Below are 26,239 nucleotides of genomic sequence, written 5' to 3'. Positions count from 1 at the left end.
TTCGGTTACAAATCTGAGGAGCGGTATTGCTGGAGGTTTACGACTATATCATTGTGGGCGGTGGGTCTTCGGGTTGTGTCATGGCGGCGCGGTTGAGCGAGGATGAAAACACGTCAGTCTTGCTTTTGGAAGCGGGAGGGCTTGATCGTAATCCGCTGTTTCACATCCCCGCGGGCTTTGCCAAGATGACAAAAGGCATTGCATCCTGGGGCTGGTCCACCGTGCCCCAGAAAGGGCTGAACGGGCGATCGCTCTGGTACACGCAGGCCAAGGTCATCGGCGGCGGCTCTTCGATAAACGCGCAGATATATGCGCGCGGCAACCCGCACGACTACGACAATTGGGCACAAAACCACAACTGCGATGGATGGAGCTATCGCGAGGTTCTGCCGTACTTCAAACGCTCTGAGGGTAATGAGGCCTTTTCCGACTTGTATCACGGCGAGGATGGGCCGCTTGGCGTGTCGATGCCGCGCGGTGCCCTACCGATCTGCACGGCGTTCATAGAAGCGGCGCAGGCGTGGGGTCTTCCGTATAATCCTGATTTCAACGGGGTACGTCAGGAAGGGTGTGGGTTTTATCAACTGACCCAGCGTGACGCCAGACGTTCGTCTTGTGCACGGGCTTTCCTGAAACCCGCCCAAGCGCGCGCCAACCTGACCCTGCGTACAGGCGTTGAAGTCTCGCGCATCAAGCTTGAAAGCGCCAAAGCGGTCGGGGTGATCCTGCGTGAAAACGGTGCTGATGTCCTGATCCGTGCGGACCGCGAAGTGATCGTTACATCCGGCGCCATCGGCTCACCGCGCCTGTTGATGCATTCGGGCATTGGCCCTGCTGATCATCTGCGCAGCGTGGGCATTGATGTGACGCTTGATTTGCCCGGTGTTGGGTCAAACCTGCAGGATCACCTTGACCTCTGCACGATATCGCAATGCACCGGGCGGCATACCTACGACGGAACCGACCGCATTGATCGCACTCTGTTGGCGGGTTTGCGGTATTATCTCACGAAAACCGGGCCTGCTACGGCATCTCTCTTTGAAACGGGGGGCTTTTGGTATGCAGATCCAGACGCCCCTTACCCCGATCTTCAATTCCATCTGGGTCAGGGGTCGGGCATTGAGAAAGGGATCGTCAAGATAAATGGCGCAGGTGTCACGCTCAACAGCGCGCTGGTGCGGCCAAGGTCGCGTGGGTCTGTGCGGCTGGCGTCATCTGACCCCAATGTGCCGCCTCTGATTGATCCCAATTTCTGGGGTGACCCCTATGATCGGGAGATATCGTTAAAGGGTCTTGAGATCGCCCGCGAGATCATGGCGCAACCCGCCTTGTCAAAATACGTTGCAACCGAGGTCTTGCCGGGGCCATGCGCAACCAAGGAGGACCTGCTGCGCTATGCCATCAAGATCGCGAAAACTGACCACCACCCCGTCGGCACATGTCGGATGGGACAAGGGCCTGATGCCGTTGTCGACCCGGAGTTGCGCGTGATCGGGATAAGTGGCCTGCGGGTCTGCGACGCGTCCATTATGCCCCGGATCAATGCGTCAAACACCAATGCCCCCACGATCATGATCGGCGAAAAGGCCGCGGATATGGTGCGGGGTCTTGCGCCTCTGCCTGCTGCGGAAATGAAGGCGAAGAGTGACGCGGACGCATCGGCGTAACATCACACAGGCTCTGGCGGTCTGGACAGCGGGCCCAAACCCACGCCTGACGATTTCGCCGCCAGCGGCCACGACGTCGATCAAACGTTGCCGTTTCACCCATCTTCCACCCCGGCAGGTCCCTTCGCAGCTTGAGGCTCGGTCATCACGATGATAGCGGATGGGGGTCGCCTTGAGTTTTAGCGGAGCGTTGAGATTTGGAACAAGTACCGCGCGTTTCCATCATAATGCCGGCGCATAATGTTGAGGGCTTCATTGACGAAGCAATCGGATCAATTGTTGCCCAGTCTTATGCCTCCTTCGAACTCATCATTGTCGATGACGCATCCACCGACGGCACAGCCGAAATTCTTGCGGCGCGGCAAGACAGGTGTTCTCTGGAGCCCCAGCAACTCAGAATTTTGAGGCAACCGAACGGGGGTGCCTCCTCGGCACGCAACCGCGGTGTCGCTGAGGCAAGAGGCGAGCTTGTGGGCTTCATTGACGCGGATGATCGTTGGTCGCCCCAGACCTTGGCTCAGCTCGTGGGCGCTCTGGATGCGTTTCCCGAAAGTGATATCGCATGCCCCCTTTACCGGCGGATCGACGAGGACGGGCGCGAGGTCAACTATCTGGGGGAGCCGGTCCATCGCACGCATACTCAGCAGAGTGAGGCAAAGTTCTTCGATGCAGGTGAGATGCTCATTGCAACGCCCGCCGAAAGCGCAACCGGCGTGCTTGTCCGTCGAGAGGCTTTTGCGGCTGGCGGTGGTTTTGATACGGCCCTGAAATCAAACAATGATGTGGATTGCTGGCTGCGTATTCTGTGGGAGCGCAAATCCACACTCGTTCAATGTCCACAGGCGCTCGTGGACTATCGCATCAGGTCGGCACAAATCACATCGAACGTGCGACGCATGCAGAAAGGTCACGAGCAATTTCTCGGCAATCACCAACCATTGTTGCGCGAAATCGGTGTGTTTGCGCGCCGACGGCATTTTGGTCTGGTGCGCGCATACTGGTCATTGCTTGCAGCCCGGCAGGGCGATGTGTGGCTGGCATTCAGATATTGGATCAGCGCGCTTTTCTATTCGCCGCGTCTCGCATTGCCCGCCACACTAGGCAGCAGCGCAGCATTCGCCATCGCCAAGGCGGTTCTGCCATCTGCGATATGGCAATGGGTGAGCAAACTGCGCAAGCGTTTCCGAAGGTGATCCATCGTGGTCCTGTCCCTTCGTCCCGAGCGCTTACAGGATACGTTTCAGAACCTTTTGCGCTTCGTCGAACAGCACATTGCGCATCACGCAAACGCATAGAATAAAACCCGCGGCACCCGCCGTCGCAGCCACGAGCAATTGCACAATAGCATTCCCGGTCGCGACAAAGTACAACGCCATCGCCGCAGGTCCGGCCGTGCAACCCGTCAGCAGCATAGCGTTCAGAACCACGCTCAAAAGCTGCCTTTTTTCATAGCCGGTGGAGCGTGCAAATGCACGGGTCTGGCGCATGGCGTCGATGACATATGAAATCGCGAGGGCGACGCACACCGCTTCAAGGGAGATCAATGCACCACCACTGGCCAACGCCACACGCGTGATATGATGTTGAACGTCAAGGCGCGTGCTGAGACGCAATTCACCTAAAGCAATAAACAGTGCCTGATTCATCTGCGTAAAGGGCCGCGCGATACCGATCAGGGCCAAGAGCTGAACGATAACGGGTGCCGCATCCCACCCGGGGCCAAGAACGATGCGACACAGCGGGTCCGCAAGGATTGCGATCATTGCGAAGGCTGGCCAGATCAACGCGGTCAGAAGCTCCACTTTCTTGAGATAAATCGTTGCAGGGTGATGCTTGTTCTTGATCGCCTGAACAAAAGCCGGGTGGATCACGGGGCTCATGCTGTTGAGAAATATCTTGTCGAAGAGCTTCACAACCTGATCAGCCCGGTTGTAGATCCCGAGTGTCGCAACGCCGAGAAAGCCGGAAATCGCCCCCATGATGCCCAGCTCGCTCAGGTGGCGGATCACCTGATTTCCGCTCAGGCGCGCACCGTCTTCTATCAGACTACGCCACCCTGTCATGCGCGGTGCAGGTACCGTCTCTTTACGTCTTGCAATGGCAAACATGATAAACGAAACGATCTGTTCCGCCAGCAGTCCCGCCGCAAGTGCAGCCGGACCAGCCCCATAGAGCGCGGCAACGATTGAAACGCCGCAGCGGATCCATGCACCAAAAACGTTGACCACGGAAATCAGCCCGAACCGCATGCTCTGCATCAAAGGGATGTTGAACAGCAATTCGAGCGGCCCAAGCAACACCGAAGCTGCGAATATCCACAGCGTCAGGTTCAATGACGGCGGCACCAGCGCATCGGGCAGCAGCAGCACAATTCCCAGAAAACCCGCCCCGACCAGACAGGCAGAGGCCAGCGCCAAGCCGAAAGCCTCACCGTGGCGATGCGGGTCCAGCGACGGGCTGTTCAGTAATTGGGTCTTTATGCCAAGATCGGCGAGGGAAACCGCCATCTGGTGGGCGACAGCGGCAAGGGCGAACAATCCGAATTCAGCCGGGGTCAACAGCCGCGACAAGACCAAGAGAGTGACCGCATGGGCGGCCAGAACGGCAGGACGGCTCAGGATCCTGTCGCGTATCGCCCGACGCAGGCTCATAGGACTTGACGAACGGTCAATGAGCCTGGCGCGCACCTTCGTTCAGCGGACTGAGCGGCCACCGGGATAACAAGGCGCAAGGCACGTTTTACGCAATCGCGTCGGTATGTCTTTCCCCTGCCTGACAATGCCATCAACATTGCTTGGTCGGAAGGGTCGTTTGACGCAGAAGACGCCGCATGGTCCGGGACCTGAGCGGATGATAGGATATACCATAATGAGTTTTGGGATCCATATCTTCGAACTTGGGCGGCTTATTGCGTCTGACATTTGCCCCGGATGTGCGAATAAAACGGTAGGCAAAATCTCGCAGGCGATAGATGGAATAGGCCATGGTGGAGGAGGCGTTAATGCGCAATGCCCCTGAAATTTCGGACACAGCCTTGGCTATATTTCCAGCTCTCGCGCTTGCAATCGCCAGTTCAGCCCTCGCCTGAGACTGCGCCAGATGCATGACATTTTCAGGTACGTCAGGATGCCGCTGAGAAACGATATCCAGCATTTTCAGCCGCGCCAACGCCATGCGCACGTGGTTTCTGGACATCGACTCGTGATCGTATCGATAGCCCGTCATGTATTCGGGAACGACGCCAACGATCCAATCATGCGAGACAAGGATTTGAAGCAGATAATCTTCGCACCCTACCCTGTTCAATTCCATCGAATAGCCGCCAACCTGCTCGAAAGCGCGGCGTCTGACCATGATCGAACTGCCGTTTCCCACGCAATTATACAGCAATGAGGCACAGAAAACATCACCAGACCAGCAGGTTACAGCACCATCGCGGATCAGGTAATCCCATTGATCAATCCGTCGGAAAAGCGTGTAGACCATGCCCATGTCCTCGCCGCCCGCCGCAAACACATCAAGCTGCTTTTGGATCTTGTCGCAGTGCCAGATATCATCCGCATCCAGAGGGGCTATGAACGCACCTGAACCAGCCCGCGCCCCGGTATTGCGCGCCGGGCATAATCCACAGTTCGCTGTGACAACAATTGAGACCCGATCATCCTGCTGCGCATGATGACGTGCGATGGCCTCGGTGCCATCCGTGGCGCCATCCACCACAACGATGATTTCAAGGTTTTGATAAGACTGTCCGCGCGCGCTGTTCAGGGTGGTGCCGATTGTTGCTTCGGCATTATATGCCGGTATGACAACTGTCACCAAGGTCTCAACTTCTGACAGTTTCATCTTATCCACGCCTATGCACCGAACCAAGCCGAGCTTATCAATCTAGATCGCCGCATTGGAAAGGGAAAAATGCGCCTCCGGACATCACCCCACTATAATCCGCTCGATTTTTTAAAAATTCTTAAAGGACCGTGGGTTTTATGCTGATCCGGCGTTTTTGGTGCGCGCCGCTACGTTGATCGCGCTTTGCGCCACAACCCCAGCGACGAACGCGAATCCAATCAAAACACCATAGTGCACCGGCGTTTGGCAGATGCACTATGATGGCGGCTCAGCGCATCGATGAAATGGCTGAGTACCCTAAGCGACGTCAGGCAACCGCCCGGTTCAACGCGCATTGCGACCAAAGATCGGACAGCGCGCCGACAAGCCGGTCGATATCTGCGTCAGTGTGCAATGGCGACGGCGTGATCCGCAGCCGTTCCGTGCCTTTTGGCACCGTTGGGTAATTGATCGGCTGCACGTAGATGCCGTGTTGTTCCAGCAGGGTGTCGCTGAGGAATTTGGCTTTGAACGGATCACCAACCATCACCGGTACGATGTGGCTGGGGTTGTCCAGATGGGGCAGGCGCATCGCATCAAGGCGCGTGCGCAGCTTGGCGACATTGGCCTGTTGACGGCGGCGTTCCAGATCACTGCGGCGCAGATGCCGGATGGACGTCAGCGCACCCGCGGCCAATGCCGGCGGCAAGGCTGTGGTAAAGATGAACCCGCTGGCAAAAGAGCGCACGAAATCGCACATCACGGCTGATCCCGCGATATAGCCGCCCATGACGCCAAAGGCCTTGCCCAATGTGCCCTCGATCAGGGACACGCGGTGCGCCAGCCCCTCTCTTTCGGCAATGCCGCCGCCTTGCGGGCCATAAAGCCCAACCGCGTGCACCTCATCGAGATAGGTCATGGCCCCATGCGCCTCGGCCACATCGAGGATTTCCGCGATGGGCGCGATGTCACCATCCATGGAATAAACCGATTCAAAAGCAATCAGGCGCGCGCCTCCTTTCGGCAGCGCCTCGAGCTTGCGATTGAGGTCTTCGGGGTCGTTGTGTTTCCAGATAACCTTGTCCGCGCGGCTGTGGCGGATACCTTCGATCATGCTGGCATGGTTCATTTCATCCGAAAGAATGGTGCACCCGGGCAGAAGCGCACCCAACGTGCTGAGGCTGGCCCAGTTGGACACATAGCCCGAGGTAAAAAGCAGTGCGGCTTCCTTGCCATGCAAATCCGCCAATTCGGCCTCAAGCGCGACGTGCTGTGTGGCCGTGCCCGAGATATTGCGCGTGCCCCCGGCACCGGCCCCGTCCTGCAGTGCAGCATCCGCCACCGCCTGACGCACGAATGCCGATTTGCCCATCCCCAGATAATCGTTGGAACACCAGACCGTCACGGGCCGCGCTTTGTCGGCCCCATGCATCGTGGCGTGGGGCGCATCGGTGGCGTTCCGTTCCAGCTCCGCAAAAACGCGGTAGTTCCCTTCGGCGCGCAGTTGGTCCAGTTTATCAGCGAAAAAGGCGTCGTAGTTCATGCAGGTCTCTCCCCCGGGGTTTTACCTATCAAACCGGGCGCGCGCGCCCATGGCCTTGACCTTGGTCAAGTGCCCTCGTCTGCCTCATCCATTAAATGGCGCGCCCAGCGGCCTGCAGCCCATGCGGCCGGAACACCCAGAACGACGGACAGCTTCAACGCCGTCAGCGGGTTCAGCGTGTCCAACCCCACAACCGGTGCCATCAGGCTGAGCATGAAGAGGTTGATCGCCACCGCACCGGCCGCAAACGGATACATCAACAGCGCCAGTTTCCACACAGGCCAGGGGCGATCATCGCTCATACGCATTGTGCACCAAACAATGCGGTGATCGCGGCCAGCGCCAGCGCGGGCGTCTCTGGCCATGTTCCAACAGGGTCGAGAACCGGCCCGGCAAACTGCGCGGCCTCAAGTTCTTCGGGCAGATCACCTGTGACATGACCCGCACGCACGGCAAAAAATGGCACCACAATTGCGTGACCCTGAACCGCAGACACCACATCGCGGATCGCGGGGGGCTCGTCCACGTAACAGGGACGAACCGCCTTGAACCCGCCCTGCGCTCCCAGCGCCTTTGCTGCGGCTTCGGTCGCCTCGCGCGGCCTGCTGCTGGAGGGTGAGCCGTGCGCGGCAAGAATGACAGTGGTTTGCGCCATCTGCCACTCCAGCGTCGCAATACGCAGGCGTATGCGATCACACATCAGCCGCGCCACCCCCGGCATCAGCCCCATGGGCGCCGTCGCCTCCCAATCGGAAAGACCCGCCGCTTTCAGGCGTTTGGGCAGATAGGTTTTGACAAACCAACCATCGGACATGAACCAAGGGCAGACGATCGGCCGATCAAGGCCCCGCACAGCCTGATCCAGCGCACCCTCTGACGCAAGGGTCGCGCCGCGTACCATGGTGTCGGGCATCAGCTGGTTCAGCCGCGCCGCCAACGCCTGCACGGCCTCTTCCTGTGGTGCGGGTTCAGAGGGCGAACCATGTGTGACCACAAGGATGGGCCGATCAATGACTGGTGCCATCAGAAAAGGTGATCTTATTGAAAACATTGTATTTCCCTGATGGTTTGCTCATTGGTAGCCGTTTGACTTCTTCAAGCGTCTGCGCGTCGTAGATCAAGATCGCCCCGTCGTCTTCCCACAGGCTGACAAGCGCGTGACGACCTTCACGATCAAACTCGACATGGGCCAGCGTCTTGCCGGGCACGGGGCGCAGGGTCTTGACGATCTCCAGCGTCTGCTTGTCGATCACATGCATTACGTCACGGTTGGGGCCGAAAAACACATCGGCCCAGACGTAGGGTGAATTTTCATGGCTGCGCATGAAAAACCCCGGCCCGTCGGTGTCGATCTGCGTCAGGATTTCCCAGTTCTGGATATCGATCACCGACAGTTTTGCCTCGCGCAGGTGCGGTGTCGCCATGACGCGCCGCCCCTGATATTCCCACGAGATGCCCGACCCCAGATGCGGCAGACCCGAGAGCGGCAATTCATGCGTCTCGCGGCCCACGTTGAGGTTCACCACAACGCCCCGGTCGCTTTCCCGCGCCGCCCCGATCAGAAACCGGTAATCCGGCGTGAAAAAGAAATCATCCAGCGGTTCGGTCACTTCGATGCGGCGGCGCGCAAAAAGCCCCTCGGACGAAGCGATCGCCTCGACCATGCCCTTTTCGCGGCTGTGCACGAAACCTTCGTACACAGGGTCCGCATTGGGATCGGTCGAAACCTCCCATATCTCGGGAATATCTTTCAGTGCAAGGATGAAACTGTCGCGTTGCGGGGCCTGATAGACGGCGGACACGCGCGAGCTTTCACCGTCTTTGCCCACCACATCAAAGATGCGCTCTACCGACATATCCGCCGTGGACAGAATGGTCAGGCTGTGCGGCAGGTAATTGGCCACGGCAAGGTATTTGCCATCCTTGGACATGGCGATGTTGCGGCTGTTGACGCCCGCGCGCAGACGCGCGACCTCCTGCATGGACCACAGGTCGATCTTTTGCACCCAGCCGTCGCGCGACATCACAAAGGTGAACCGCCCGTCGGGGGTGAATTTCGGCCCGCCATGCACGGCCAGCGGTGTGGGTAGCCGGGCGAGCACGTCAAATGTGTCGCCATCCAGCACGCTGATGTGATGATCACCGGTTTCCACCACCACGAAGATATTGAGCGGATCGGCATCATGTTGCGGCGCGTCGGGTGCGACGTAAACGGGGTTCACCTCAAGCGTTTCGGCAATGCGGTCTGCGTCCCAGACGGGCATTTCTGGCAGGGGTGTGTGCAGATAGGCGGCCAGTTCAGTGATATCCTCGGCACTGATCTGTGCGTCAAAGCCGGGCATCTGCGTGCTGATGCGCCCCTTTGCGATCACCGCTTCCAGCTTGTCGCCTTTCAGACGGCGCAGGCTTTCGGGGATCAGTGCGGGGCCAAGGCTGCCCAGACGGTCATCGCCGTGGCAGACCGCGCAATGGGTGGCATAAAGTACAGCGGGCTCTGCCTGTAGGCTCAGCGGTGTGAGCGCCAGCAGACTAAGTGAAATTATGCGCCGGATCATGTCGCCTCCCGGTGAATTTGCGAAGTTCAATGCGTGGGGCCTCGGCCCCGTTCAACCCGATCTCGGCGTCTGACAGATAGCAGGCGGGATCTTCCTCCCACGGGTCACCCGTCAGTTGCAGCGCGCGGATGCGGGTGTTGCCACCACAAACCGATTGATGCGCGCAGGCCCCACAGCGCCCTTTCAAGGGACGGGGGCGCATACGCAGCAAGGCCAGCATCTCGTCAGAACCAGTCCAGAGGTTCGAGAACGTGTCGGATTTCACATTGCCCACGGTATAATCGGACCAATAGGTATCAGGATGCACCTTGCCCGTGGGGTCGATATTGGCCACGCCGACGCCAGAGGAATTCCCGCCCCAGGCTTGCAGATGCGCGGTCAGATGGTCGATCTGCTCGGGGGCAAAGCGGTCGCTGGCCCAGTTCAGAAAGCGCACGGCGTCGGCATCATTGTTGCCGGTGACAACCTCGAAATGACGGCCTTTTTGCAGCGCGCTCCACGCGCGATCAAGCAGCAGATCAACGCAGGATCGCGCGCGCGCATGCCCTGCATCTTCGCCCCGGTTCTTGTTGCCGCGCCCGGCATAGACCAGATGCGACATGTAGAATTTATCAATGCCCTCAGCCTCACAGAGATCAAGGATCGCGGGCAGCTGTTCAGCGTTATCCTCGGTGGGGGTGAAGCGCAGGCCGACCTTGATGCCCTTTTCCTTACACAGCTGCGCGCCGGCGAGCGCCTCATCAAAAGCGCCTTCCTGACCACGGAACCAGTCGTTTGTGGCCCCCACGCCATCGATGCTGATGCCCACATAGTTGAACCCGATGTCGGCGATCTTTTCCACCGCCTCGGCGTCGATGCGCGTGCCATTGGTCGACAACGCCAGATAGCGGACTTTTTTGCGGGCGTACTGAGCAAGCTCGTAGATGTCACCACGCGACAGCGGCTCACCGCCCGACAGGATCAACGCAGGGATCTTGAATTCCGCCAAGTCGTCAATCACACCCAGCGCCTGTTTCGTGGATAATTCACCGGGGAAGATATTGTCCGACGAGGTCGTATAGCAGTGACGACATTTCAGATTGCAGCGCCGCGTCAGGTTCCAGATCACCACAGGCCGCACCGGGCCACGCCTTGTGCGCGGCGGTGTGGGGGTGATCAGCTGTTCCATATATTGGGTCAGTCGAAACATCAGGTGGCTCCTTTACTGGCCAGTCGCAGACCGGTTTTCTTGAGGATTTGCGTTGAATAAAGCACATCATGCGCACGCACCGCAGGGCCCAGCAGCTGCAGAATATGCTGGCGTTTTTCCTCGACCTCGTCGCGGGTGGATCCGTGCAGCATGGCAAAAAGGTTGTAAGGCCAGACGGGTCTTTTGCGCGGACGCAGATAGCAATGGGTCACGTCCTCCATCGCGCCGATCAGTGCGCCCAACTCTTCGGCCTCGGCATCGTCGATGTCCCAGACGGTCATGCCGTTCGCGGCCATGCCGAGTTTATAGTGATTGGGCGCGATGCCCACACGGCGGATGACACCCTGCCCCAACAGCGCCTCAAGGCGGTTCATCACATCCACCTGCGCCATGTCCAGCTGATCGGCGATCTGCGCGTAGGGTTCCGGCACCAGCGGCAGACCTGCCTGACAGGCTTTGATCAGGGCGCGGTCTTGGGGTGAGATGCTCATGCCGCCACCCGGAAGCCCACGAAGAACTCCTTGAGTTTGGGAAACTGAAACACCGGCAGGCCGGTCGAGGCCTCAATGCGCGCGGCGGTCTCGGTGATCCCCTCGGGGGTCTCAGTGGCCAGCACAAACCACATGTTCAGACGGTGATCGCGCGCATAATTATGCGCCACTTCATCGAAACTGTTGACGGTTTGGGTCATCGCCTCGAACTGCGCGGGCGGGATTTCCATGGCACAAAGGCAAAAGGCACCACCCATGGCTGCTGCATCCAGAAACGGGCCGAAACGCGTGATGATGCCTGCGTCCTTCATGCGGGCCAGCCGCGCGATCAGATCGTCCTCGGCCAGTCCAAGACGCTCAGCGGCCAGCGCAAAGGGGCGTGGCGCAATCGGAAACCCGGTTTGCAGCGCGTTGATGATCTGCCGGTCGGTGTCGTCAATCTGCATGTGTTTCTCCTGTGGTCTTGTCGGATGGCGCAACGATCAGCGCGCCCTGCTGGCGAAAACAGCGGGTGCTGAACAGAATGCGGTATTCATAGGGCACCAGACGAGCGGCCACTCGGGCCTGGCTCAGAACATCCAGCGTTTCGGACCGGCTGCGCCCATGGATCATGCAGTAAAGCGTATAGGGCCAGACCCCCGGCACGGCGCGCCGCTCGTAACACAGCGTCACCCCCTGCACGGCGGTCAGCGCACGCCCGCAGGCCTCTATCTCGTCCGGCGGCACCTTGAAGACGCACATCGCATTGGCCCGCCATCCAAGGGCCCGGTGGCGCACGATCAGACCAATACGCGACAAGATCCCCGATTGCGCCAGCACGCGGACCCGCTCCAGCACCTCAGCCTCGGTCTGACCCAGCCGCGCGGCGAGGTCGGCAAACGGGCAGGCGGTGGGCATCATCCCTTCGGACAGGGCCTGCATGATCGCGCGGTCGCTTGCTTCGATCTTGATGTCCGTGTCGACCGCGCGCGGTTGCGGCAGCGCGTTCGAGCCATCCAGCGCAAATCCGAGATCCACGTTGAAAGGCCGCTCAAGCCGCAGATCGAGCACCCGCAGGCCCGTCTGTTCGGTGATGCGCCGCAGGATATCATCGACAAAAGCGCGCGTGGGCCCGGTCGCTACAAACCAGATGTTCCATTTGTTTTCACGCTCATAGGAATGGTTGACCCCTTCCTGCGCATTGATCACGGCGGCGATTTCTTCGATCTGATCGTCGGGGGCTGCAACTGCGGCAAGCGTGCTCGCCGCCAAGGTATTAGGTCGGCAGGTGGCGCCGATACGGCTGATCGCGCCGGTTTCCAGCAGCTTTTTCAAGCGTTCGATGATGCGTGCCTCGGTGGTATCAAGGTGGCGCGCGATCTCCTGAAAGGGGCGCGACACAAGTGGCAAGGCACGTTGCCAGTCGTTCATCAGCCTCCAGTCGAGCGCATCCAGCGTCATGTGTGTCCTCTCAAAGCCCAATGCGATGGGCCCTTGCAGTGAAAAAGATGCCCGATGGTGTTTCTGCCGGGACCTCGCCAATTTTTTCAAACGTTTGCGTGTCGTAGATGTCGATACGGTTGGCATCGCGCACCGACACCCAGACCTGATGACCGCGTGCGGTGAATTCCATGTGTAATACGGCGGGGCCGGGTTTTAGGGTGTGCAGAACTTCGCCCGATGCGGCCTCGATCACCTGGATCGTGTCATTGTGAGGGTGGGCGTAATTTACCCAGACGTGCCGCCCGTCGGGGCGCGCCACGGCGAAAACAGGCTGGCCATGGGTTTTCGTGCGCCCCAGTTCTGTCAGTTTCTGTGCATCCAGCCAAAGCAGCTCGTGGCGTCCGACCGCAGGCAGGGCAAAACGGTCCCCCGCCAGCGCCCAGCCCTCAAGGTGGGGCATTTTATAGACCGGCAACGGTTCTTCGCCACGGCCATAACCGGGCAGAATACGCTGTGCCACCGGCGCATCGGACCACAGGTCAAGCGTGCTCATCCCGTCCTCGCCAAACAGCCCCACAATGTAGCGACGCCCGTCGCCGGTGATCAGCGCATCATAGGGATTTGCGCCCATGCCGGAGACTTTAGTAACGTCAGGCGTGGCATCCGACATGTCGACAATCCACGTCTCGCCCGTGTCCCACATTGAAAAGACGAACCGTCCGCCGGGGGCATCCACAAGGCCAATGGTTTTCGACGCAGTCGGGAAATCCGCCACCAGATCAAGTGTTTGCGCATCAAACACCCGCACACCGCCCGGTTCGTAGTTGGAGACCGCCACGAGACGCCCATCGTCGGAAATGGCACCGCCGATGGAATTGCCCGCCTGCATGACCCGGCCTGCGATGGATTGTGTGACCAGATCAAGCTTGGTCAGCCCGCCGTCACGGCCAAAGATATAGGCGAAGCGCGCATCCGGTGAGAATACTGCACTGGCATGGGACAGATCGCCAAACCCTTCGACCCGGGCGAGCACATCCATATCGGATTGATCCACGATCAGCACAGAACCGGTTGTGCGTTCAATCACGACACCCATATCGCCCGTGGCGTGGACCTCCACCTCGGCTGTGGCGGGCAGGGCAAGGGACAACAAGAGGGTCAGGAAACTCATCAGGCGCATCACGGGCTGACCTCCAGCAGGTATTCGGCAATCCATTGTGCCTCGATTTCGGTTAAGAGCGGACGCCACGGCGGCATGGCCGTCCCCGGAATACCATCCAGAATGATCGACGTCAGACCATCGACCGTGTGACCCTCAAGTGCCTCAGGTGTAATCGCACTGCCGAGGCCTCCTGTCATCTTGAGACCATGGCATGACCCGCAATCCTGTTGCACGAAATGCGCAAGGCGGTCTTGTTCGGCTTGCGGCAGCGCTTCGGCACCGACAGAGGGCGCGGCAAGCACAAATATCGCCAGCAATGCGACCGCCCTAGCCATGCAACACCCGCTGAAGTTCAGGGGCCTGAAGAAGTGTGTCCGCCGCCGTGCTGTCCTCACTGTCGATCAGGGTGACGACGCGGCCCACGATAAACAGAACCGGACCGGGCACGGGAATATTGGCACGTTTGATCTGCAAGGCCCCCAGTTGCGTCACGAGACGGGTTTCATTGGGCCGCGTGCCATTTGCGACCACCAGAACCGGATGTTCCGCAGGCAGCCCGCGTTCGATCAGACCAGCCGCGATCTGTTGCATATTGGCGTGACCCATATAGACGACCAGCGTTGTATCCGCATCCGCCAACCCGTCCCAGTCGAGGTCAAGCGGACGATTGGCCTGACAATGACCGGTGACATACCGCACACCCGTGGCCAACCCGCGATGCGTCAGCGGCACGCCCGTCGATGCAGACACGCCTTGGGCGGCTGTGATACCGGGAGCGTAACTCACCTTGATGCCGGCGGCGCGCAGAACAGCAGCCTCTTCGGAACCGCGTCCGAAAATCATCGGATCGCCCCCTTTGAGGCGGGCGACGGTTGATCCTTCTTCGGCCAGTCGCACCAGCAGGGCATTGATTTCGTCCTGAGGCACCGGATGGTGGTCAGGCTTCTTGCCTACGTCAATCCGACGCACACCCGCAGGCACAAGCGCCATGATATCGCGCGACACCAGCCGGTCATGGACCACCACATCTGCCGATTGCATCATCCGCAAAGCACGCACAGTCAGCAGGTCAGGATCGCCCGGCCCTGCACCGACCAAAAAGACCTGACCTTGGTTCATTTTCTTCAGCATTTCAGATCCTTACCAGTTTAGTTACACATCAGGACGGCAGTGTCGGAAAAGGCGCGGCAGGAGGGAGAGGCCTGCCGCGCCCGGTTTGCGCAGACGGTGTCAGTAGACATCCGCGCGGGTGTTGAAGACGTTGAACTTGCCGGTCGGTGTGACCAGACGTTCGTCCTTGATTACGTGCTTCATTTCGAGGGTCTTGTCGTCGACCACAACAATGGCCGATTCCAGATCAGCGGCGTTCCAGATCGAGAACCAGATCTCATTGCCCGCCTGATTGAATTCGCCCTGCACAACACGCGGCTGGCCTTCGGCAATACCGGCCCATTCAACCAGCGGCAGAACGGTGTACTCCGGCTCTTCCTGACCCAACTCGTCGATCTTGAAGACCGCAACCGAGCCGGACGTTTCCGCATCCGGGTTCAGCGTCGCATCCACATAGAGGTGATTTGACGTGGGGTGCGATTTCACGAACAGCGACCCGCCACCCAATGCATAAAGCTGCTGTACCATTTTCCAGGCGTGATCCGGGTTGCCTTCTGGGTCCGTCCCGATCAATGCAACCGTGTCATCCCCAAGGTGCGAGGTGGCCCAAACGGGTCCATAGGTCGGGTGGTTGATATTGGCGCCACGACCGGGGTGCGGTGTCTCGCCTTCGGTCTCGATTACGGCGACCTTCTTGCTTTCCTTGGTGTCGATCACGACGATCTTGCCACGGGCGTTCGCCGCCGTCAGGAAGTAACGCTGCGTGCTGTCCAGACCGCCATCATGCAGGAAGCGTTCCGCGTTGATCTCGGTGATTTTCAGCGCGTCCATGTCGGAATAATCCACCATCATGATCTTGCCGGTTTCTTTCACGTTCACAAGGAACTCGGGCTTATAGTGTGATCCAAGGATCGCCGCGACGCGGGGTTCGGGGTGGAAATCCTGCTCGTCATAGGTCATGCCGCGCGTGGACTTGATGCGCAGTGGCTCCAGCGTGTCACCGTCCATGATGACGAACTGTGGCGGCCAGTAGGCACCGGCGATGGCGTATTTGTCCTCATAGCCCTTGAATTTCGAGGTCTCGACCGACCGCGCCTCTGATCCGACTTTGATCTCGGCCACGGGGCCGGGTGTTTCCATCCACAGATCGATCATCACGACCTTGGCGTCCCGACCGATCACGAAAAGATAGCGACCTGATGCGGAAATCCGGCTGATGTGAACCGCATAGCCGGTTTCGATGATCGTCTTGATCTCGTAGCTCGCGCCGTCAATCAGGGCGATCTCACCCGCATCCCGCAGCGTGACCGAGAACAGGTTGTCGATGTCGATGTCGTTCATCTTTTCAGTGGGCCGGTCTTCGGGGGCTACGATGACATTCCAGCTGTCGCGCATCTCGGCCATGCCCCATTCTGGCGGTACGGCCGGTTCCAGCAGCAGATAACGCGCCATGGCATCGACCTGCTCTTCGGTCATGTCGCCAGAGGTGCCCCAGTTGGGCATGCCCGCAGGCGAGCCATAGGTGATGAAATCGCGCAGGTATTCGAACCCGTTCGGACGCGTGATGTCTGTGGTCAGCGCCTTGCCCGTCGCGCCTTTGCGCAGAACCCCGTGGCAGCCCGCACACCGCTGGAAATAAATTGTGTTCGAATCCTGATATTCGCTGGGCGTCATCACCGGATCACCGGGTTTGCGGCCAGGAATTTCCACCTGAATCTGACCCAGTGTTGTCAGGGACGGCTGGTAGGCAGCGGACGCATCATCGCCGTGATCCGCAGGCTTATCCTGTGCGAGCGCCAATGTGGCGGACAGCGACAACAGCGCGCTGACAGCAACAGAACGTGTGAGAATGGATAGGGACATATATCGGCTCCAATTGCAGTAAATTCGATATGCTCAAGGCTGGCGGATACAGGCGGGGGGCCGCCTTGACTTTGATCAAGACGCGGCGCGCCGATCATTGTCAGTCTTGTTTTCAAGGTGGAAAGAGCCATGGCAAGACCTTTGATGTTCGCGATCTTCGCGCTCTTTCTGAGCGTATGTTCCGCGTGGGGCGAGACGGCTCCCGACGCGGAAATGGCGCGCGCATTGGTGGGGGCGGACACAGCGCAGGTGCTGGTGCAAAGACAAGAAGCGCCTCTGCCCCACTGGCAAGTTCTGGACGCGGGCGACCGCCGCGTGATGGGGCACATCGCATCCACTTGGGAAGTACTGAAATCCACCGGTTATTCAGGCAAACCGCTGGATATTCTGGTCGCTGTGGACGGTGCAGGTGCCATCACCGGGGCGCGTTTGATTGAACATGCGGAACCTATCCTGACGCTGGGTATATCGGATCAGGACATTGCCGATTATGTGGACGAATTCGCGGGCTTGCGCATGGGCGCGCAGGGCCTTGAGGGCGACGCGCCCGACATCATCAGTCGCGCGACTGTGTCCACGGGAGTGATTCGCGATTCGATTCTGCACACCGCGCGGTTGCTGGCCCATTCGGATCGCGGGGGCATTGACCGTGTGTCTTTTGAACCTGCGAACTGGGCCAGTTTGACCCAGATGGGCGCTTTCGCCACCCAAAGCGTGAGCCTGCGCGATGCGCGCGCCGCCTTGCCCGATGCAAATCCGCCGATCCCCGACAAGGACGGCATATTCCTTGAGACGTGGATCAGCGTGCTGGACCCGGCAACGATCGGGCAGAACCTGTTGGGCGCGCAGGGGTTTCGCCGCGCCATTGCCGCTCTGCCCGCAGATCATGACGCCCTGCTGATCGCCAGCCGGGGTCTGCACTCGCACCGCGGCACCGCGTGGCGCAGGTCCGGGGTTTTCGACCGGGTCATGCTCGAACAGGACGGGCGGCAATTCACGCCGCTGTCATCAGGCTACCAGCGCCTGAACCAGTTCGAACCGGACGACGCGCCAGAGATGAAAGAGGCCAGCCTCTTTGCCATTCCACGTGACCAGATCAACCTCGCCGAACCTTTCACCGTGACCATTTCGGCCACCCGTGGCGATGTGGTTTTCTCCATCTCGGTGCCGTTTGAACTGGATGCAGCCTTCGTGACTCCCGCCGCCGCCATGCCAGTCCCACCGCCTGCATGGCAAGCGGCATGGCAGCAAAAGCAAGGGCCCCTGATCGGGCTTGCGGTGATGCTTGGCACGCTCTTTACGATCCTGTTTTTCCAAGACGCCTTTGTGAAACGCCCGCGCCTCTGGTTGTGGACGCGGATGGGTTTTCTGTCTGTCACATTCGTATGGCTAGGGCTGGTCCTCGGCGCGCAGCTGTCCGTGGTGCAGGTGGTCGCCTTTGTCCATTCGCTGCTGAACGGGTTCAAGTGGGAAGTCTTCCTGATCGAACCGCTGATCTTTGTGCTCTGGGGGTTCACGGCCCTTGGTTTGCTGTTCTGGGGCCGGGGTGTTTTTTGCGGCTGGCTGTGCCCATTTGGAGCGCTGCAGGAGTTGTCAAACCAAGCCGCGCGCCGTCTCGGCATCAAACAGATCGCCGTGCCGCATGCCGTGCATGAACGGCTGTGGATCATCAAATACACGCTGTTTCTGGCGATCCTCGGCCTGTCGTTTTATTCGATGAAAGACGCGTTGATCCTCGCCGAGGCGGAGCCGTTCAAGACCGCGATTTCCCTTCGGTTCGTGCGCAGCTGGCCCTTCCTGCTGTTTGTCGGTGCGATCCTGTTCGTGGGGCTTTTCGTTGAGAGGGCCTATTGCCGCTACCTCTGCCCGCTGGGGGCTGCGCTTGCGATCCCGGCCAAGCTGAAAATCTTTGACTGGCTGCGCCGGCGTCCCCAATGCGGACGCGAATGTCGCCTGTGTGAACAACAATGCACCGTGGGCGCCATCGACCCGCTCGGGCGCATCAATCCAAACGAATGCATCCTCTGTCTTCGCTGTCAGATGATCTTTCACGAGCCGCACACCTGTACGGTTCTCAAACGTCGCAATCGCGCGGCATAATCCTGATCTGAAAGGACAAATACATGTTCCAGAAACTCACAATCAGCCTGCTGGCCCTGACCCTCGCGGCCCCTGCCTTCGCTTCCGGCGACCCGGCGAGCGGCGAAAAGGTCTTTCGCAAATGCAAAGCCTGTCACGCCGTAGGCGAAGACGCCAAAAACAAGGTGGGCCCCACGCTGAACGGCATCATTGGGGCCGCTGCGGGGGCTAATCCTGATTTCAAATATTCGGATGCGCTAATGACGATGGCCGGTGACGGTCTGGTGTGGACCGAAGAGGAAATGGCGGCTTTCCTCAAGAAACCGAAGGAATACATGCCCAAGACCAAGATGAGCTTTGCGGGTCTGCGGAAAGACGACGATATCGCGGACGTCATCGCCTATCTCGCGACCTTCAACTGAGCCCAGCTTGACTTTTGTTAAGGCGGCAACGCGCCGCCTTAACCATCGTGTTTTCATAGGCCTGCTATCAAAAGGAGCAAAGGATGCGTGACGTTCTCACGACTTCCATGGCCCGTAACATATTCTATGGCGGGTCATTATTTTTCATACTCATCTTTGTCGGACTTTCGGTCCATTCACACAGATATATCGTGACCACCTCCACGGATGCAGCCACGCTGACCGAAGGGGTCGAGCACGGCAAACACCTGTGGGAAATCCACGGCTGTGTGAACTGTCACACCATCCTTGGCGAAGGGGCGTACTTTGCGCCTGAGCTGGGCAACGTGATGACACGCTGGGGCGTCGAAGATGACCCCGAGGCCGCGTTCGAGACCCTCAAGGGGTGGATGGACGCCATGCCCACCGGCATCGAGGGGCGCCGTCAGATGCCAAACTTTGGCCTGAACGACGAAGAGTACCGCGCGTTGAGCGACTTCCTGCTGTGGACCAACACGATCCGCAATCAGGACTGGCCACCGAACGACGCTGGATAAGGAAACACCATGAAGTACCAATCTCAATCCATTGCCCTTGTCTACTTTGCCGTAGCGCTCGGGCTGTTTGCCATTCAGGTTTCGGGGGGTCTGCTGCTGGGCTGGATCTATGTCAGCCCCAACTTTCTGTCCGAAATCCTGCCCTTCAATATCGTGCGCATGCTGCACACAAACTCCCTGATCGTCTGGCTGCTGCTGGGTTTCATGGGGGCGGCATACTTTGTCATCCCCGAGGAGTCAGAGCGTGAAATACACTCGCCCCTGCTGGCCTATATCCAGCTGGCGATCATGGTGCTGGGCACGCTCGGCGTTGTTGTGACCTATCTGTTCAACCTCTTTGAGGGCAACTGGCTGTTGGGGAAAGAGGGGCGCGAGTTCCTTGAACAACCCGTCTGGGTCAAAATGGGCATCGTCGTGGCCGCGCTGATCTTCATGTACAACATCACCATGACCGTGTTGCAGGGCCGCAAGACAGCAATCACCAACGTGCTGCTGCTGGGTCTGTGGGGGCTGACGCTGCTGTTCCTCTTTGCTTTCTACAACCCGTCGAACCTCGCGCTGGACAAAATGTACTGGTGGTACGTCGTTCACCTGTGGGTCGAGGGCACGTGGGAGTTGATCATGGCCTCCGTACTGGCATTCCTGATGCTCAAACTGACGGGTGTTGACCGTGAGATCATCGAAAAATGGCTCTATCTGATCGTCGCCACCGCGCTGTTCTCGGGCATTCTCGGCACCGGTCACCACTATTTCTGGATCGGGACACCGGGCTACTGGCAGTGGATCGGGTCCGTTTTCTCAGCCCTCGAAGTCGTTCCTTTCTTTGGCATGATGGCCTTTGCCTTTGTCATGGTCTGGAAGGGCCGCAAGGATCACCCCAACAAGGCCGCTCTCCTGTGGTCGCTGGGCTGCGCCACGCTGGCGTTCTTCGGGGCCGGTGTCTGGGGCTTTCTGCATACGCTGCACGGGATCAACTACTATACCCACGGCACGCAGATCACCGCAGCGCATGGTCACCTTGCCTTCTTTGGGGCCTATGTATCGCTGAACCTCGCGATCTTCAGCTATGCCTTCCCGATCCTGCGCAAGCGTGATCCCTACAATCAGGTGCTGAACATGGCGTCCTTCTGGCTGATGGCCGGTGGTATGACCTTCATGACCTTCGTGCTGACCTTCGCAGGCACGGTCCAAACCCATGCACAGCGCGTGCAGGGCGACTATTTCATGGATGTTCAGGATGCGATCACCATCTTCTACTGGATGCGGTTCGGCTCCGGCATCGCCGTTGTGCTTGGGGCGCTGCTGTTCATCTACGCCGTGGCGGTCCCCCGCAAGGAGATCATCTCGCCCAGCGGCAAACAATCGGTGGCTGCGGAATGAACATGCAATCTCCCACACTTGACAAGGGGGCGGCTGACGCCCCCTTTTACATGCCACAAGGCTCCGAATGTGAGCTTTTTGAGGCGGCCTATGAAACCAATATGCCGCTTTTGCTCAAGGGGCCGACAGGGTGCGGGAAGACCCGCTTTGTCAGCCATATGGCTGCCCGCCTTGGTCGCCCGCTTTATACCGTGGCCTGTCATGACGATCTATCTGCGGCCGATCTGATCGGGCGCTACCTGCTCAAGGGCGGCGATACCGTCTGGGCCGATGGCCCGCTGACCCGTGCCGTGCGCGAAGGGGCGATCTGTTATCTCGATGAGGTCGTCGAGGCCCGCAAGGACGTCACCGTCGTGCTGCATCCGCTGACCGATGACCGGCGCATCCTGCCGATTGACCGCACTGGTGAAACGTTGGAGGCCGCGCCAGGCTTCATGCTGGTGGCCTCTTATAACCCCGGCTATCAGAATATCCTCAAAACGCTCAAACCCTCGACCCGGCAGCGGTTCTTGTCAGCCACTTTCGATTTCCCCCCGATGGATCAGGAGGTTGCGATTGTCGCGCAGGAAAGCGGGCTGGAGAGCGGTCGTTGCCAGAACCTCGTGCGTCTTGCGGGCAAGTTTCGCGCGCTCAAGGGGCAGGATATCGAGGAAGGTGTTTCAACCCGGCTGGTGATCTACACCGCAACGCTGATCGCCAAGGGGATGCCGCTCGAACAGGCCATCCACGCGGCGATGATCGAACCGCTGTCCGATGACGAGGACGTGCAGCAAGGCCTGAACGACATCGTCACAGCGGTCTTTGGCTAACCTATGTCGAACGCGTTGGAACCTTGGGAGCCGGAAGAAACCATCGGCAAGATCTGGCACCGCTGGGCCAGCCATTTCGACGCGCCCGAACCCACGCACCCGCAGGCGGCTGTGCATCTGGAGGATGAAACCGCCCGCCTGTCCGTGCTGTTTCGGGGCTTGGGCGGTGATCCATCCGTCGAAATCCGCCCCGTCATGGACTCGGCCAGCCATCACCGGCTGAGCTGGCGGCGAAAGCTGGGCACCTCGGTCGAACACGCGCCGCAGGCCAGCTTTGACGGCGGTATCCTGCGCCTGCCGATTACCCTCGATCTGTTTGCTGATAGCGCATTGAACCGCGGCCTTTATACGTGGTTGGCGGTGTGCGCTGCCGGTGTGCGCGCCATCCCTGCGACCCCGGATGATCCGCTGGCCGCTGATCTGGCCTATCTGCATGCAGGACAGGAAATGGCCCTGCGCGCGCTGACGCAATACCCCGGTTTCAAGACACTGTTCGTGGCTCTGAAGGACGCACATCTGGCCGCCCGCCCCCGCACCGCCCTGCCCCGTGCCGAGGCCAGTGCGGAAATGCTGGCGCGCTATGTTCTGGGTGAGGGCGACGCCCCCGAAGCGCCACCGGGGGCCGCCCCGCGCAAATATCGCTCCTTGCGCCCCGTGCCGCTATGGCCCCGACTGATGCCCGGTGGTCCCAGTGCTTTTCAGACCATCGATGACATCCCCGAAGACGCCGAAACAGGCACCGAGGAAACGCTGGAAACGACCAAAAAGGGCAAACGCAAAGCCGCCGATCAGACCGAGCGGCGCGACAGCCTGATCCTGCATAAATTCGAAGCGATCCTGAGTTTTGCCGATTTCCTGAACCTGAACCGCCGCACCGACGACGATGATCTGGAGGCGGCGAAAAAGGCCATGGATGACCTTGAGGAACTCTCTCTCACCGATATCTCCAAAGCGCCTGCCAGCAAATTCAAGCTGAACCTCGATCTGGCCCCGTCTGATGTGAACCGCGAGGCGATCTCAGGCAAACACACCTATGACGAATGGGATGTGCAAAGCCACAGCTACCTGCCCGATCACTGCCGGGTCTTTGCCTCGGAAACCGAACCCGCCGATGCCCCTGCCCCGCAGGATGCCGCCGCCAAACGCCGCATCCGCAACGTGCGCCGTCAGTTCGAAACCTTTCGCCCGCGTCCCGTCACGTTGAAAGCGCAGCCCGATGGGGACACGCTGGATTTGTCCGCCGTGATCCGCGCGCGCGCCGACATTGCTGCGACCGGGTCGGCCCATGATCGGCTCTGGTGTCAGACGCGGCCCTCTTCGCGCAATCTGGCGGTATCCATCCTGATCGACACCTCGCGCAGCACCGAAAGTGCTGTGACCGGCCGTGCTGTGATCGACATCGAACGCGAGGCGCTGACCGCGCTGGCCTGGGGTTTGCATGCCTGTGGTGATCCGCTGGCGATCCACGCGTTTTCGTCATTGCGCCGCAACCGCGTCTATGTGGAGCGGTGCAAGGATTTTTCCGAACCGATGAGCCGCGAGGTCGAATGCAAGCTGGCCAGCCTGCGCCCCGGGTTTTACACCCGTCTGGGGGCCGCGATCCGGCATGTATCGGCGGACCTGCAAACCACACCGCAATCGGCCAAGCTGTTGCTGGTGCTGACGGACGGCAAACCCAACGACATCGACCACTACGAAGGGCGCCACGGCATCGAAGACACCCGCATGGCCGTGCGTGAGGCGCGGATGCGGGGCCAGTCCGTCTTTGGCATCACGGTCGATCCAAAAGGGCAAAGCTGGTTTCCCCGGCTTTTCGGGCCGGGCGGTTATGCGGTCATCGCGCAACCCGAACATCTGATCACCACCCTGCCCGCGCTTTACCGCCAACTCGTCGGGGATGGTGGGTGAGCACGCAAGTAAAGGGCCTGCCGGGCGAGGTCATGATGTGGGTACTGATCTTTTCCGAACTCGCGGTCTTCGGTGCGGGGCTTGCGGCCTTCATGGGTGTGCGCCTGACCGACCCGGTGGGATTTGCCAGCGCTCAGAATAGTTTAATGATTGAACTGGCTGGAGCGAATACGATCATCCTGATCACTTCGGGCCTGTTCGCAGCCCTTGCCTGTATCGCCACGACGACACGCGCCGCGCGCCTTTGGCTTTTGGCGGCGGGCCTGCTCGGCCTCAGTTTTCTATGGCTCAAGGGGATCGAATATGCCGCGAAATCTGCCGCCGGGATCACGTTTGAAACGCATGGGTTCTACACGTTTTACTACCTGCTTACCGGCTTTCACGCAGCCCATGTCATCGCGGGTATCGTCATTCTGGCACTGGTCGGTTGGAGCGCGCACCCCCGCGTCATCCAGACCGGCGTTGCATTCTGGCATATGGTCGATCTGGTTTGGGTGCTGCTTTTTCCGGTCATCTACCTGCTATGACGCGCAGCACTCTGATCCGTGCATGGCTCGCACTTGCAGCCCTCACCGCCTTGGGCACAGCGCTGCATTTCAGCGCCCTACCGCCCAAAATTGCCGGTGGTCTCATCCTGCTGAGCGCATGGCTCAAGGCCCGGCTGGTACTGCTGGATTATCTGGAACTGCGCGGGGTGCAAGGGTGGTCAGGGGGCATCCTGTTCGGGCTGTTCAGCTTTGTCGCGTTGCTGCTGGTCCTGTTTCTGGCAGCCTAAGGCGTTACGTGACACTTGGTGTTTCAGGTATTTCGTCAGACGCTCTAGGCCGCAGCCTTGACCGCATCCGCCAGAGAATCTGGCAGATCAAACTCTGACAACACACGCACGCGTGCCTCCTGTGACATCTTGCGTGCGGTTTTCGCAACGATGTCCAATACCTTTTCGTCGGGGTGTTTGGCCGCGAAGGGCGCAAAATACCACTTGAGGAAGGTAAAGCAGATCACATCTTCAAGCTGCTGCACTTCGGCGTCGCGTTTGATGCCCTCTTTGCGCAGCAACACACCGACCCGCGCGCAGGAGTTCGCGTCGTAGCCTGCGTCTTGCATAAATCCGGCCAGACGCGCGCCATGCGCTTTGCCCTGATCACGCCGCCACTGCAGATATCCGGCACGGCCCTCGGGATACTCCGCCCGTTTGAGCATCCAGCGTTCGATATGCTGACCGCGTGCGGCGATGCGCAACACATCGCTGGCCTGATCGCCAAACAAACGGTCCAGCTCAGACGTCATGCGCAGCCCGTAAAGATAAGCCTCGGGTTGATCTACGCCTGCGTCATCAGGTTCCTGCACCGGATCGGCGCGATTAGCCGCATCAATTGCTTCCAATACAGCGTTCAGCTTTGCAGTCATGTTTCGCACTCCAGGATTCGGCCGGGTCCTCATCTGCATAATGGGCCAGCCGTTCGACTGACTCGATAATGGCATGATCTTTCTGGATCGTCACGCCATATGCCTTGAGACGCCGAAAGGCGCGGGACAGGGATTCCGGTTTCATGCCGAGCCAGGCGGCGATCAGCACTTTGTCATAGGGCAGGATCACGGTGCAGTTGCCGGTTTTATCCCCACAAAGCGAAATCAGGAAATCAGCGATGCGCTGCCCGCCCGTATGAGATTTCAGTTGTTCGACATGTTCCACCAGACAGCGGTTGCTTTCCATCGCACCAGCCAGAACCGACTGACACAGCACCATATCCCCTGACAGGGCCTGCGTCAGAACCTGTGCATCGATCTGCAAAACGATCCCCGCAGACACGGCTTCAGCCCCCGCGACAAAACTCTGGTTCCCCAGCGCCGCTTCCTCTCCGAAACTGCTGGATTTGGTGAAAATGCCGACCACGGCCTCGTTGCCGCAGGGGGTCATCCGATAGGTTTTCACCCACCCTTCGAGAACCACGTACAGGCTATGCGCCTCTTCGCCTTGCAGATACACCGAGGCGCCACGGTCGAGTTGGCGCACGGAGGATCTTTGCAGTAAACGCTCTAAATCCGCAGGTGGCACGTGCCTAAAGATCGGGGCGCGCCCCGCTATCTCAAACATGGTTCTCATTTCATTTCTTTCTGTTGCTTCCAAGGCGAGGTGGCTAGCGACGCATCGTCTGGCGATTCCCCTGAGAGTAGAAAACCGACCGTGCATAGTAATCTAATCGTTAACGCAGCAGTGTCTTTGAGAAATCTCAAATGCAGGGTGAAAGTGTAAAAGAAAACTGACAGAATTTCG

The 26,239-nt window shown here is 59.4% G+C and carries 26 protein-coding genes; 10 read left to right on the top strand and 16 right to left on the bottom strand.

The features are described 5' to 3' along the window. The first annotated feature begins 26 nt into the window (after positions 1–26). On the top strand, positions 27–1,667 hold the full coding sequence (locus tag K5Q35_RS08680) for a GMC family oxidoreductase (RefSeq protein WP_220799267.1): 1,641 nt from the start codon (positions 27–29) through the stop codon (positions 1,665–1,667). A gap of 197 nt (positions 1,668–1,864) precedes the next feature. After that, positions 1,865–2,860 (top strand): glycosyltransferase family 2 protein, encoded by a 996-nt coding sequence (locus K5Q35_RS08675; protein ID WP_220799266.1) that lies wholly within the window; start codon positions 1,865–1,867, stop codon positions 2,858–2,860. 33 nt (positions 2,861–2,893) lie between these two features. Here K5Q35_RS08675 and K5Q35_RS08670 read toward each other — a convergent pair whose 3' ends face one another. The 14 genes from K5Q35_RS08670 to K5Q35_RS08605 all read right to left on the bottom strand — a co-directional run bounded on the left by K5Q35_RS08670 (position 2,894) and on the right by K5Q35_RS08605 (position 16,830). After that, positions 2,894–4,318 (bottom strand): oligosaccharide flippase family protein, encoded by a 1,425-nt coding sequence (locus tag K5Q35_RS08670; protein ID WP_220799265.1) that lies wholly within the window; start codon positions 4,316–4,318, stop codon positions 2,894–2,896. A 133-nt stretch (positions 4,319–4,451) separates the two neighbouring features. Beyond that, positions 4,452–5,513 (bottom strand): glycosyltransferase family A protein, encoded by a 1,062-nt coding sequence (locus tag K5Q35_RS08665; RefSeq protein ID WP_013962992.1) that lies wholly within the window; start codon positions 5,511–5,513, stop codon positions 4,452–4,454. Between the two features lie 310 nt (positions 5,514–5,823). Beyond that, positions 5,824–7,038, bottom strand: a complete 1,215-nt coding sequence (gene hemA, locus K5Q35_RS08660) for a 5-aminolevulinate synthase (protein ID WP_220799264.1) — start codon at positions 7,036–7,038, stop codon at positions 5,824–5,826. Positions 7,039–7,103: 65 nt separating this feature from the next. Beyond that, the gene (locus K5Q35_RS08655; RefSeq protein WP_148264372.1) at positions 7,104–7,340 is read right to left on the bottom strand and encodes a hypothetical protein; all 237 of its coding nucleotides are present in this window, start codon (positions 7,338–7,340) and stop codon (positions 7,104–7,106) included. Continuing rightward, entirely contained in the window at positions 7,337–8,062 is a 726-nt protein-coding gene (locus K5Q35_RS08650; RefSeq protein WP_259650500.1) for a sirohydrochlorin chelatase, read from the bottom strand. Before K5Q35_RS08650 ends, K5Q35_RS08655 begins: the two co-directional genes overlap by 4 nt. Then, a complete protein-coding gene (locus K5Q35_RS08645) occupies positions 8,046–9,593 on the bottom strand; it encodes a nitrite reductase (RefSeq protein ID WP_220799262.1) in 1,548 nt (515 codons plus the stop codon). Before K5Q35_RS08645 ends, K5Q35_RS08650 begins: the two co-directional genes overlap by 17 nt. Continuing rightward, entirely contained in the window at positions 9,568–10,782 is a 1,215-nt protein-coding gene (gene nirJ, locus K5Q35_RS08640; protein WP_220799261.1) for a heme d1 biosynthesis radical SAM protein NirJ, read from the bottom strand. The genes K5Q35_RS08645 and nirJ overlap by 26 nt, the downstream gene beginning before the upstream one ends. Beyond that, a complete protein-coding gene (locus tag K5Q35_RS08635) occupies positions 10,782–11,273 on the bottom strand; it encodes an Lrp/AsnC family transcriptional regulator (protein ID WP_220799260.1) in 492 nt (163 codons plus the stop codon). Before K5Q35_RS08635 ends, nirJ begins: the two co-directional genes overlap by 1 nt. Next, positions 11,270–11,719, bottom strand: coding sequence for an Lrp/AsnC family transcriptional regulator (locus tag K5Q35_RS08630; RefSeq protein ID WP_220799259.1), 450 nt, complete (start codon positions 11,717–11,719; stop codon positions 11,270–11,272). Before K5Q35_RS08630 ends, K5Q35_RS08635 begins: the two co-directional genes overlap by 4 nt. After that, entirely contained in the window at positions 11,709–12,713 is a 1,005-nt protein-coding gene (locus K5Q35_RS08625; RefSeq protein WP_220799258.1) for an AsnC family transcriptional regulator, read from the bottom strand. The genes K5Q35_RS08630 and K5Q35_RS08625 overlap by 11 nt, the downstream gene beginning before the upstream one ends. Positions 12,714–12,723: 10 nt before the next feature. Further along, positions 12,724–13,875: a cytochrome D1 domain-containing protein gene (locus K5Q35_RS08620; RefSeq protein WP_220799449.1), complete on the bottom strand. Its 1,152-nt coding sequence runs from the start codon at positions 13,873–13,875 to the stop codon at positions 12,724–12,726. Continuing rightward, positions 13,875–14,192: a cytochrome c gene (locus tag K5Q35_RS08615; RefSeq protein ID WP_220799257.1), complete on the bottom strand. Its 318-nt coding sequence runs from the start codon at positions 14,190–14,192 to the stop codon at positions 13,875–13,877. Before K5Q35_RS08615 ends, K5Q35_RS08620 begins: the two co-directional genes overlap by 1 nt. Then, a complete protein-coding gene (gene cobA, locus K5Q35_RS08610; protein ID WP_013963003.1) occupies positions 14,185–14,988 on the bottom strand; it encodes a uroporphyrinogen-III C-methyltransferase in 804 nt (267 codons plus the stop codon). The genes K5Q35_RS08615 and cobA overlap by 8 nt, the downstream gene beginning before the upstream one ends. 99 nt (positions 14,989–15,087) lie before the next feature. Next, positions 15,088–16,830, bottom strand: coding sequence for a nitrite reductase (locus K5Q35_RS08605; protein ID WP_220799256.1), 1,743 nt, complete (start codon positions 16,828–16,830; stop codon positions 15,088–15,090). A gap of 129 nt (positions 16,831–16,959) precedes the next feature. Here K5Q35_RS08605 and K5Q35_RS08600 point away from each other — a divergent pair, with 129 nt between their 5' ends. From K5Q35_RS08600 to K5Q35_RS08565, 8 genes are all read left to right on the top strand, one after another. Further along, positions 16,960–18,930, top strand: a complete 1,971-nt coding sequence (locus tag K5Q35_RS08600) for a NosR/NirI family protein (protein ID WP_220799255.1) — start codon at positions 16,960–16,962, stop codon at positions 18,928–18,930. A gap of 23 nt (positions 18,931–18,953) precedes the next feature. After that, positions 18,954–19,331 carry a cytochrome c family protein gene (locus tag K5Q35_RS08595; RefSeq protein WP_220799254.1) on the top strand — a complete coding sequence of 126 codons (378 nt, stop codon included), beginning with the start codon at positions 18,954–18,956 and terminating at the stop codon, positions 19,329–19,331. A gap of 83 nt (positions 19,332–19,414) precedes the next feature. Continuing rightward, positions 19,415–19,867, top strand: a complete 453-nt coding sequence (locus K5Q35_RS08590) for a cytochrome c (RefSeq protein WP_220799253.1) — start codon at positions 19,415–19,417, stop codon at positions 19,865–19,867. Positions 19,868–19,876: 9 nt separating this feature from the next. Further along, a complete protein-coding gene (locus K5Q35_RS08585; RefSeq protein ID WP_220799252.1) occupies positions 19,877–21,247 on the top strand; it encodes a cbb3-type cytochrome c oxidase subunit I in 1,371 nt (456 codons plus the stop codon). Next, positions 21,244–22,056: a CbbQ/NirQ/NorQ/GpvN family protein gene (locus K5Q35_RS08580; protein ID WP_220799251.1), complete on the top strand. Its 813-nt coding sequence runs from the start codon at positions 21,244–21,246 to the stop codon at positions 22,054–22,056. The genes K5Q35_RS08585 and K5Q35_RS08580 overlap by 4 nt, the downstream gene beginning before the upstream one ends. A 3-nt stretch (positions 22,057–22,059) precedes the next feature. Further along, entirely contained in the window at positions 22,060–23,964 is a 1,905-nt protein-coding gene (locus tag K5Q35_RS08575; protein WP_220799250.1) for a nitric oxide reductase activation protein NorD, read from the top strand. A 35-nt stretch (positions 23,965–23,999) separates the two neighbouring features. Further along, positions 24,000–24,491 carry a cytochrome c oxidase subunit 3 gene (locus tag K5Q35_RS08570; RefSeq protein WP_220799448.1) on the top strand — a complete coding sequence of 164 codons (492 nt, stop codon included), beginning with the start codon at positions 24,000–24,002 and terminating at the stop codon, positions 24,489–24,491. Then, positions 24,488–24,739, top strand: coding sequence for a cytochrome C oxidase subunit IV family protein (locus tag K5Q35_RS08565; RefSeq protein ID WP_220799249.1), 252 nt, complete (start codon positions 24,488–24,490; stop codon positions 24,737–24,739). Before K5Q35_RS08570 ends, K5Q35_RS08565 begins: the two co-directional genes overlap by 4 nt. 44 nt (positions 24,740–24,783) lie before the next feature. Here the strand turns inward: K5Q35_RS08565 and K5Q35_RS08560 are convergent, their stop codons facing one another. Together K5Q35_RS08560 and K5Q35_RS08555 are read right to left on the bottom strand one after the other, a co-directional pair. Then, on the bottom strand, positions 24,784–25,371 hold the full coding sequence (locus K5Q35_RS08560) for a DUF4202 domain-containing protein (RefSeq protein ID WP_013963013.1): 588 nt from the start codon (positions 25,369–25,371) through the stop codon (positions 24,784–24,786). Beyond that, positions 25,334–26,068: a Crp/Fnr family transcriptional regulator gene (locus K5Q35_RS08555; protein ID WP_259650499.1), complete on the bottom strand. Its 735-nt coding sequence runs from the start codon at positions 26,066–26,068 to the stop codon at positions 25,334–25,336. The genes K5Q35_RS08560 and K5Q35_RS08555 overlap by 38 nt, the downstream gene beginning before the upstream one ends. Positions 26,069–26,239 lie beyond the last annotated feature (171 nt).

This window comes from Roseobacter sp. OBYS 0001, from assembly GCF_019654895.1.
Taxonomy (GTDB): domain Bacteria; phylum Pseudomonadota; class Alphaproteobacteria; order Rhodobacterales; family Rhodobacteraceae; genus Roseobacter; species Roseobacter litoralis.
The sequence above is the reverse complement of the archived record's forward strand: the minus strand, read 5'-3'. Positions and strand labels throughout refer to the sequence as shown.

What these genes read in the sequence shown, in the direction of transcription:
- K5Q35_RS08670 (WP_220799265.1), bottom strand. Translation starts at nt 4,318, where the DNA reads ATGAGCCTGCGTCGGGCGATACGCGACAGGATCCTGAGCCGTCCTGCC.
- K5Q35_RS08665 (WP_013962992.1), bottom strand. Translation starts at nt 5,513, where the DNA reads ATGAAACTGTCAGAAGTTGAGACCTTGGTGACAGTTGTCATACCGGCA.
- hemA (WP_220799264.1), bottom strand. Translation starts at nt 7,038, where the DNA reads ATGAACTACGACGCCTTTTTCGCTGATAAACTGGACCAACTGCGCGCC.
- K5Q35_RS08655 (WP_148264372.1), bottom strand. Translation starts at nt 7,340, where the DNA reads ATGAGCGATGATCGCCCCTGGCCTGTGTGGAAACTGGCGCTGTTGATG.
- K5Q35_RS08650 (WP_259650500.1), bottom strand. Translation starts at nt 8,062, where the DNA reads ATGGCACCAGTCATTGATCGGCCCATCCTTGTGGTCACACATGGTTCG.
- K5Q35_RS08645 (WP_220799262.1), bottom strand. Translation starts at nt 9,593, where the DNA reads ATGATCCGGCGCATAATTTCACTTAGTCTGCTGGCGCTCACACCGCTG.
- nirJ (WP_220799261.1), bottom strand. Translation starts at nt 10,782, where the DNA reads ATGTTTCGACTGACCCAATATATGGAACAGCTGATCACCCCCACACCG.
- K5Q35_RS08635 (WP_220799260.1), bottom strand. Translation starts at nt 11,273, where the DNA reads ATGAGCATCTCACCCCAAGACCGCGCCCTGATCAAAGCCTGTCAGGCA.
- K5Q35_RS08630 (WP_220799259.1), bottom strand. Translation starts at nt 11,719, where the DNA reads ATGCAGATTGACGACACCGACCGGCAGATCATCAACGCGCTGCAAACC.
- K5Q35_RS08625 (WP_220799258.1), bottom strand. Translation starts at nt 12,713, where the DNA reads ATGACGCTGGATGCGCTCGACTGGAGGCTGATGAACGACTGGCAACGT.
- K5Q35_RS08620 (WP_220799449.1), bottom strand. Translation starts at nt 13,875, where the DNA reads ATGCGCCTGATGAGTTTCCTGACCCTCTTGTTGTCCCTTGCCCTGCCC.
- K5Q35_RS08615 (WP_220799257.1), bottom strand. Translation starts at nt 14,192, where the DNA reads ATGGCTAGGGCGGTCGCATTGCTGGCGATATTTGTGCTTGCCGCGCCC.
- cobA (WP_013963003.1), bottom strand. Translation starts at nt 14,988, where the DNA reads ATGCTGAAGAAAATGAACCAAGGTCAGGTCTTTTTGGTCGGTGCAGGG.
- K5Q35_RS08605 (WP_220799256.1), bottom strand. Translation starts at nt 16,830, where the DNA reads ATGTCCCTATCCATTCTCACACGTTCTGTTGCTGTCAGCGCGCTGTTG.
- K5Q35_RS08600 (WP_220799255.1), top strand. Translation starts at nt 16,960, where the DNA reads ATGGCAAGACCTTTGATGTTCGCGATCTTCGCGCTCTTTCTGAGCGTA.
- K5Q35_RS08595 (WP_220799254.1), top strand. Translation starts at nt 18,954, where the DNA reads ATGTTCCAGAAACTCACAATCAGCCTGCTGGCCCTGACCCTCGCGGCC.
- K5Q35_RS08590 (WP_220799253.1), top strand. Translation starts at nt 19,415, where the DNA reads ATGCGTGACGTTCTCACGACTTCCATGGCCCGTAACATATTCTATGGC.
- K5Q35_RS08585 (WP_220799252.1), top strand. Translation starts at nt 19,877, where the DNA reads ATGAAGTACCAATCTCAATCCATTGCCCTTGTCTACTTTGCCGTAGCG.
- K5Q35_RS08580 (WP_220799251.1), top strand. Translation starts at nt 21,244, where the DNA reads ATGAACATGCAATCTCCCACACTTGACAAGGGGGCGGCTGACGCCCCC.
- K5Q35_RS08575 (WP_220799250.1), top strand. Translation starts at nt 22,060, where the DNA reads ATGTCGAACGCGTTGGAACCTTGGGAGCCGGAAGAAACCATCGGCAAG.
- K5Q35_RS08570 (WP_220799448.1), top strand. Translation starts at nt 24,000, where the DNA reads ATGTGGGTACTGATCTTTTCCGAACTCGCGGTCTTCGGTGCGGGGCTT.
- K5Q35_RS08565 (WP_220799249.1), top strand. Translation starts at nt 24,488, where the DNA reads ATGACGCGCAGCACTCTGATCCGTGCATGGCTCGCACTTGCAGCCCTC.
- K5Q35_RS08560 (WP_013963013.1), bottom strand. Translation starts at nt 25,371, where the DNA reads ATGACTGCAAAGCTGAACGCTGTATTGGAAGCAATTGATGCGGCTAAT.
- K5Q35_RS08555 (WP_259650499.1), bottom strand. Translation starts at nt 26,068, where the DNA reads ATGAGAACCATGTTTGAGATAGCGGGGCGCGCCCCGATCTTTAGGCAC.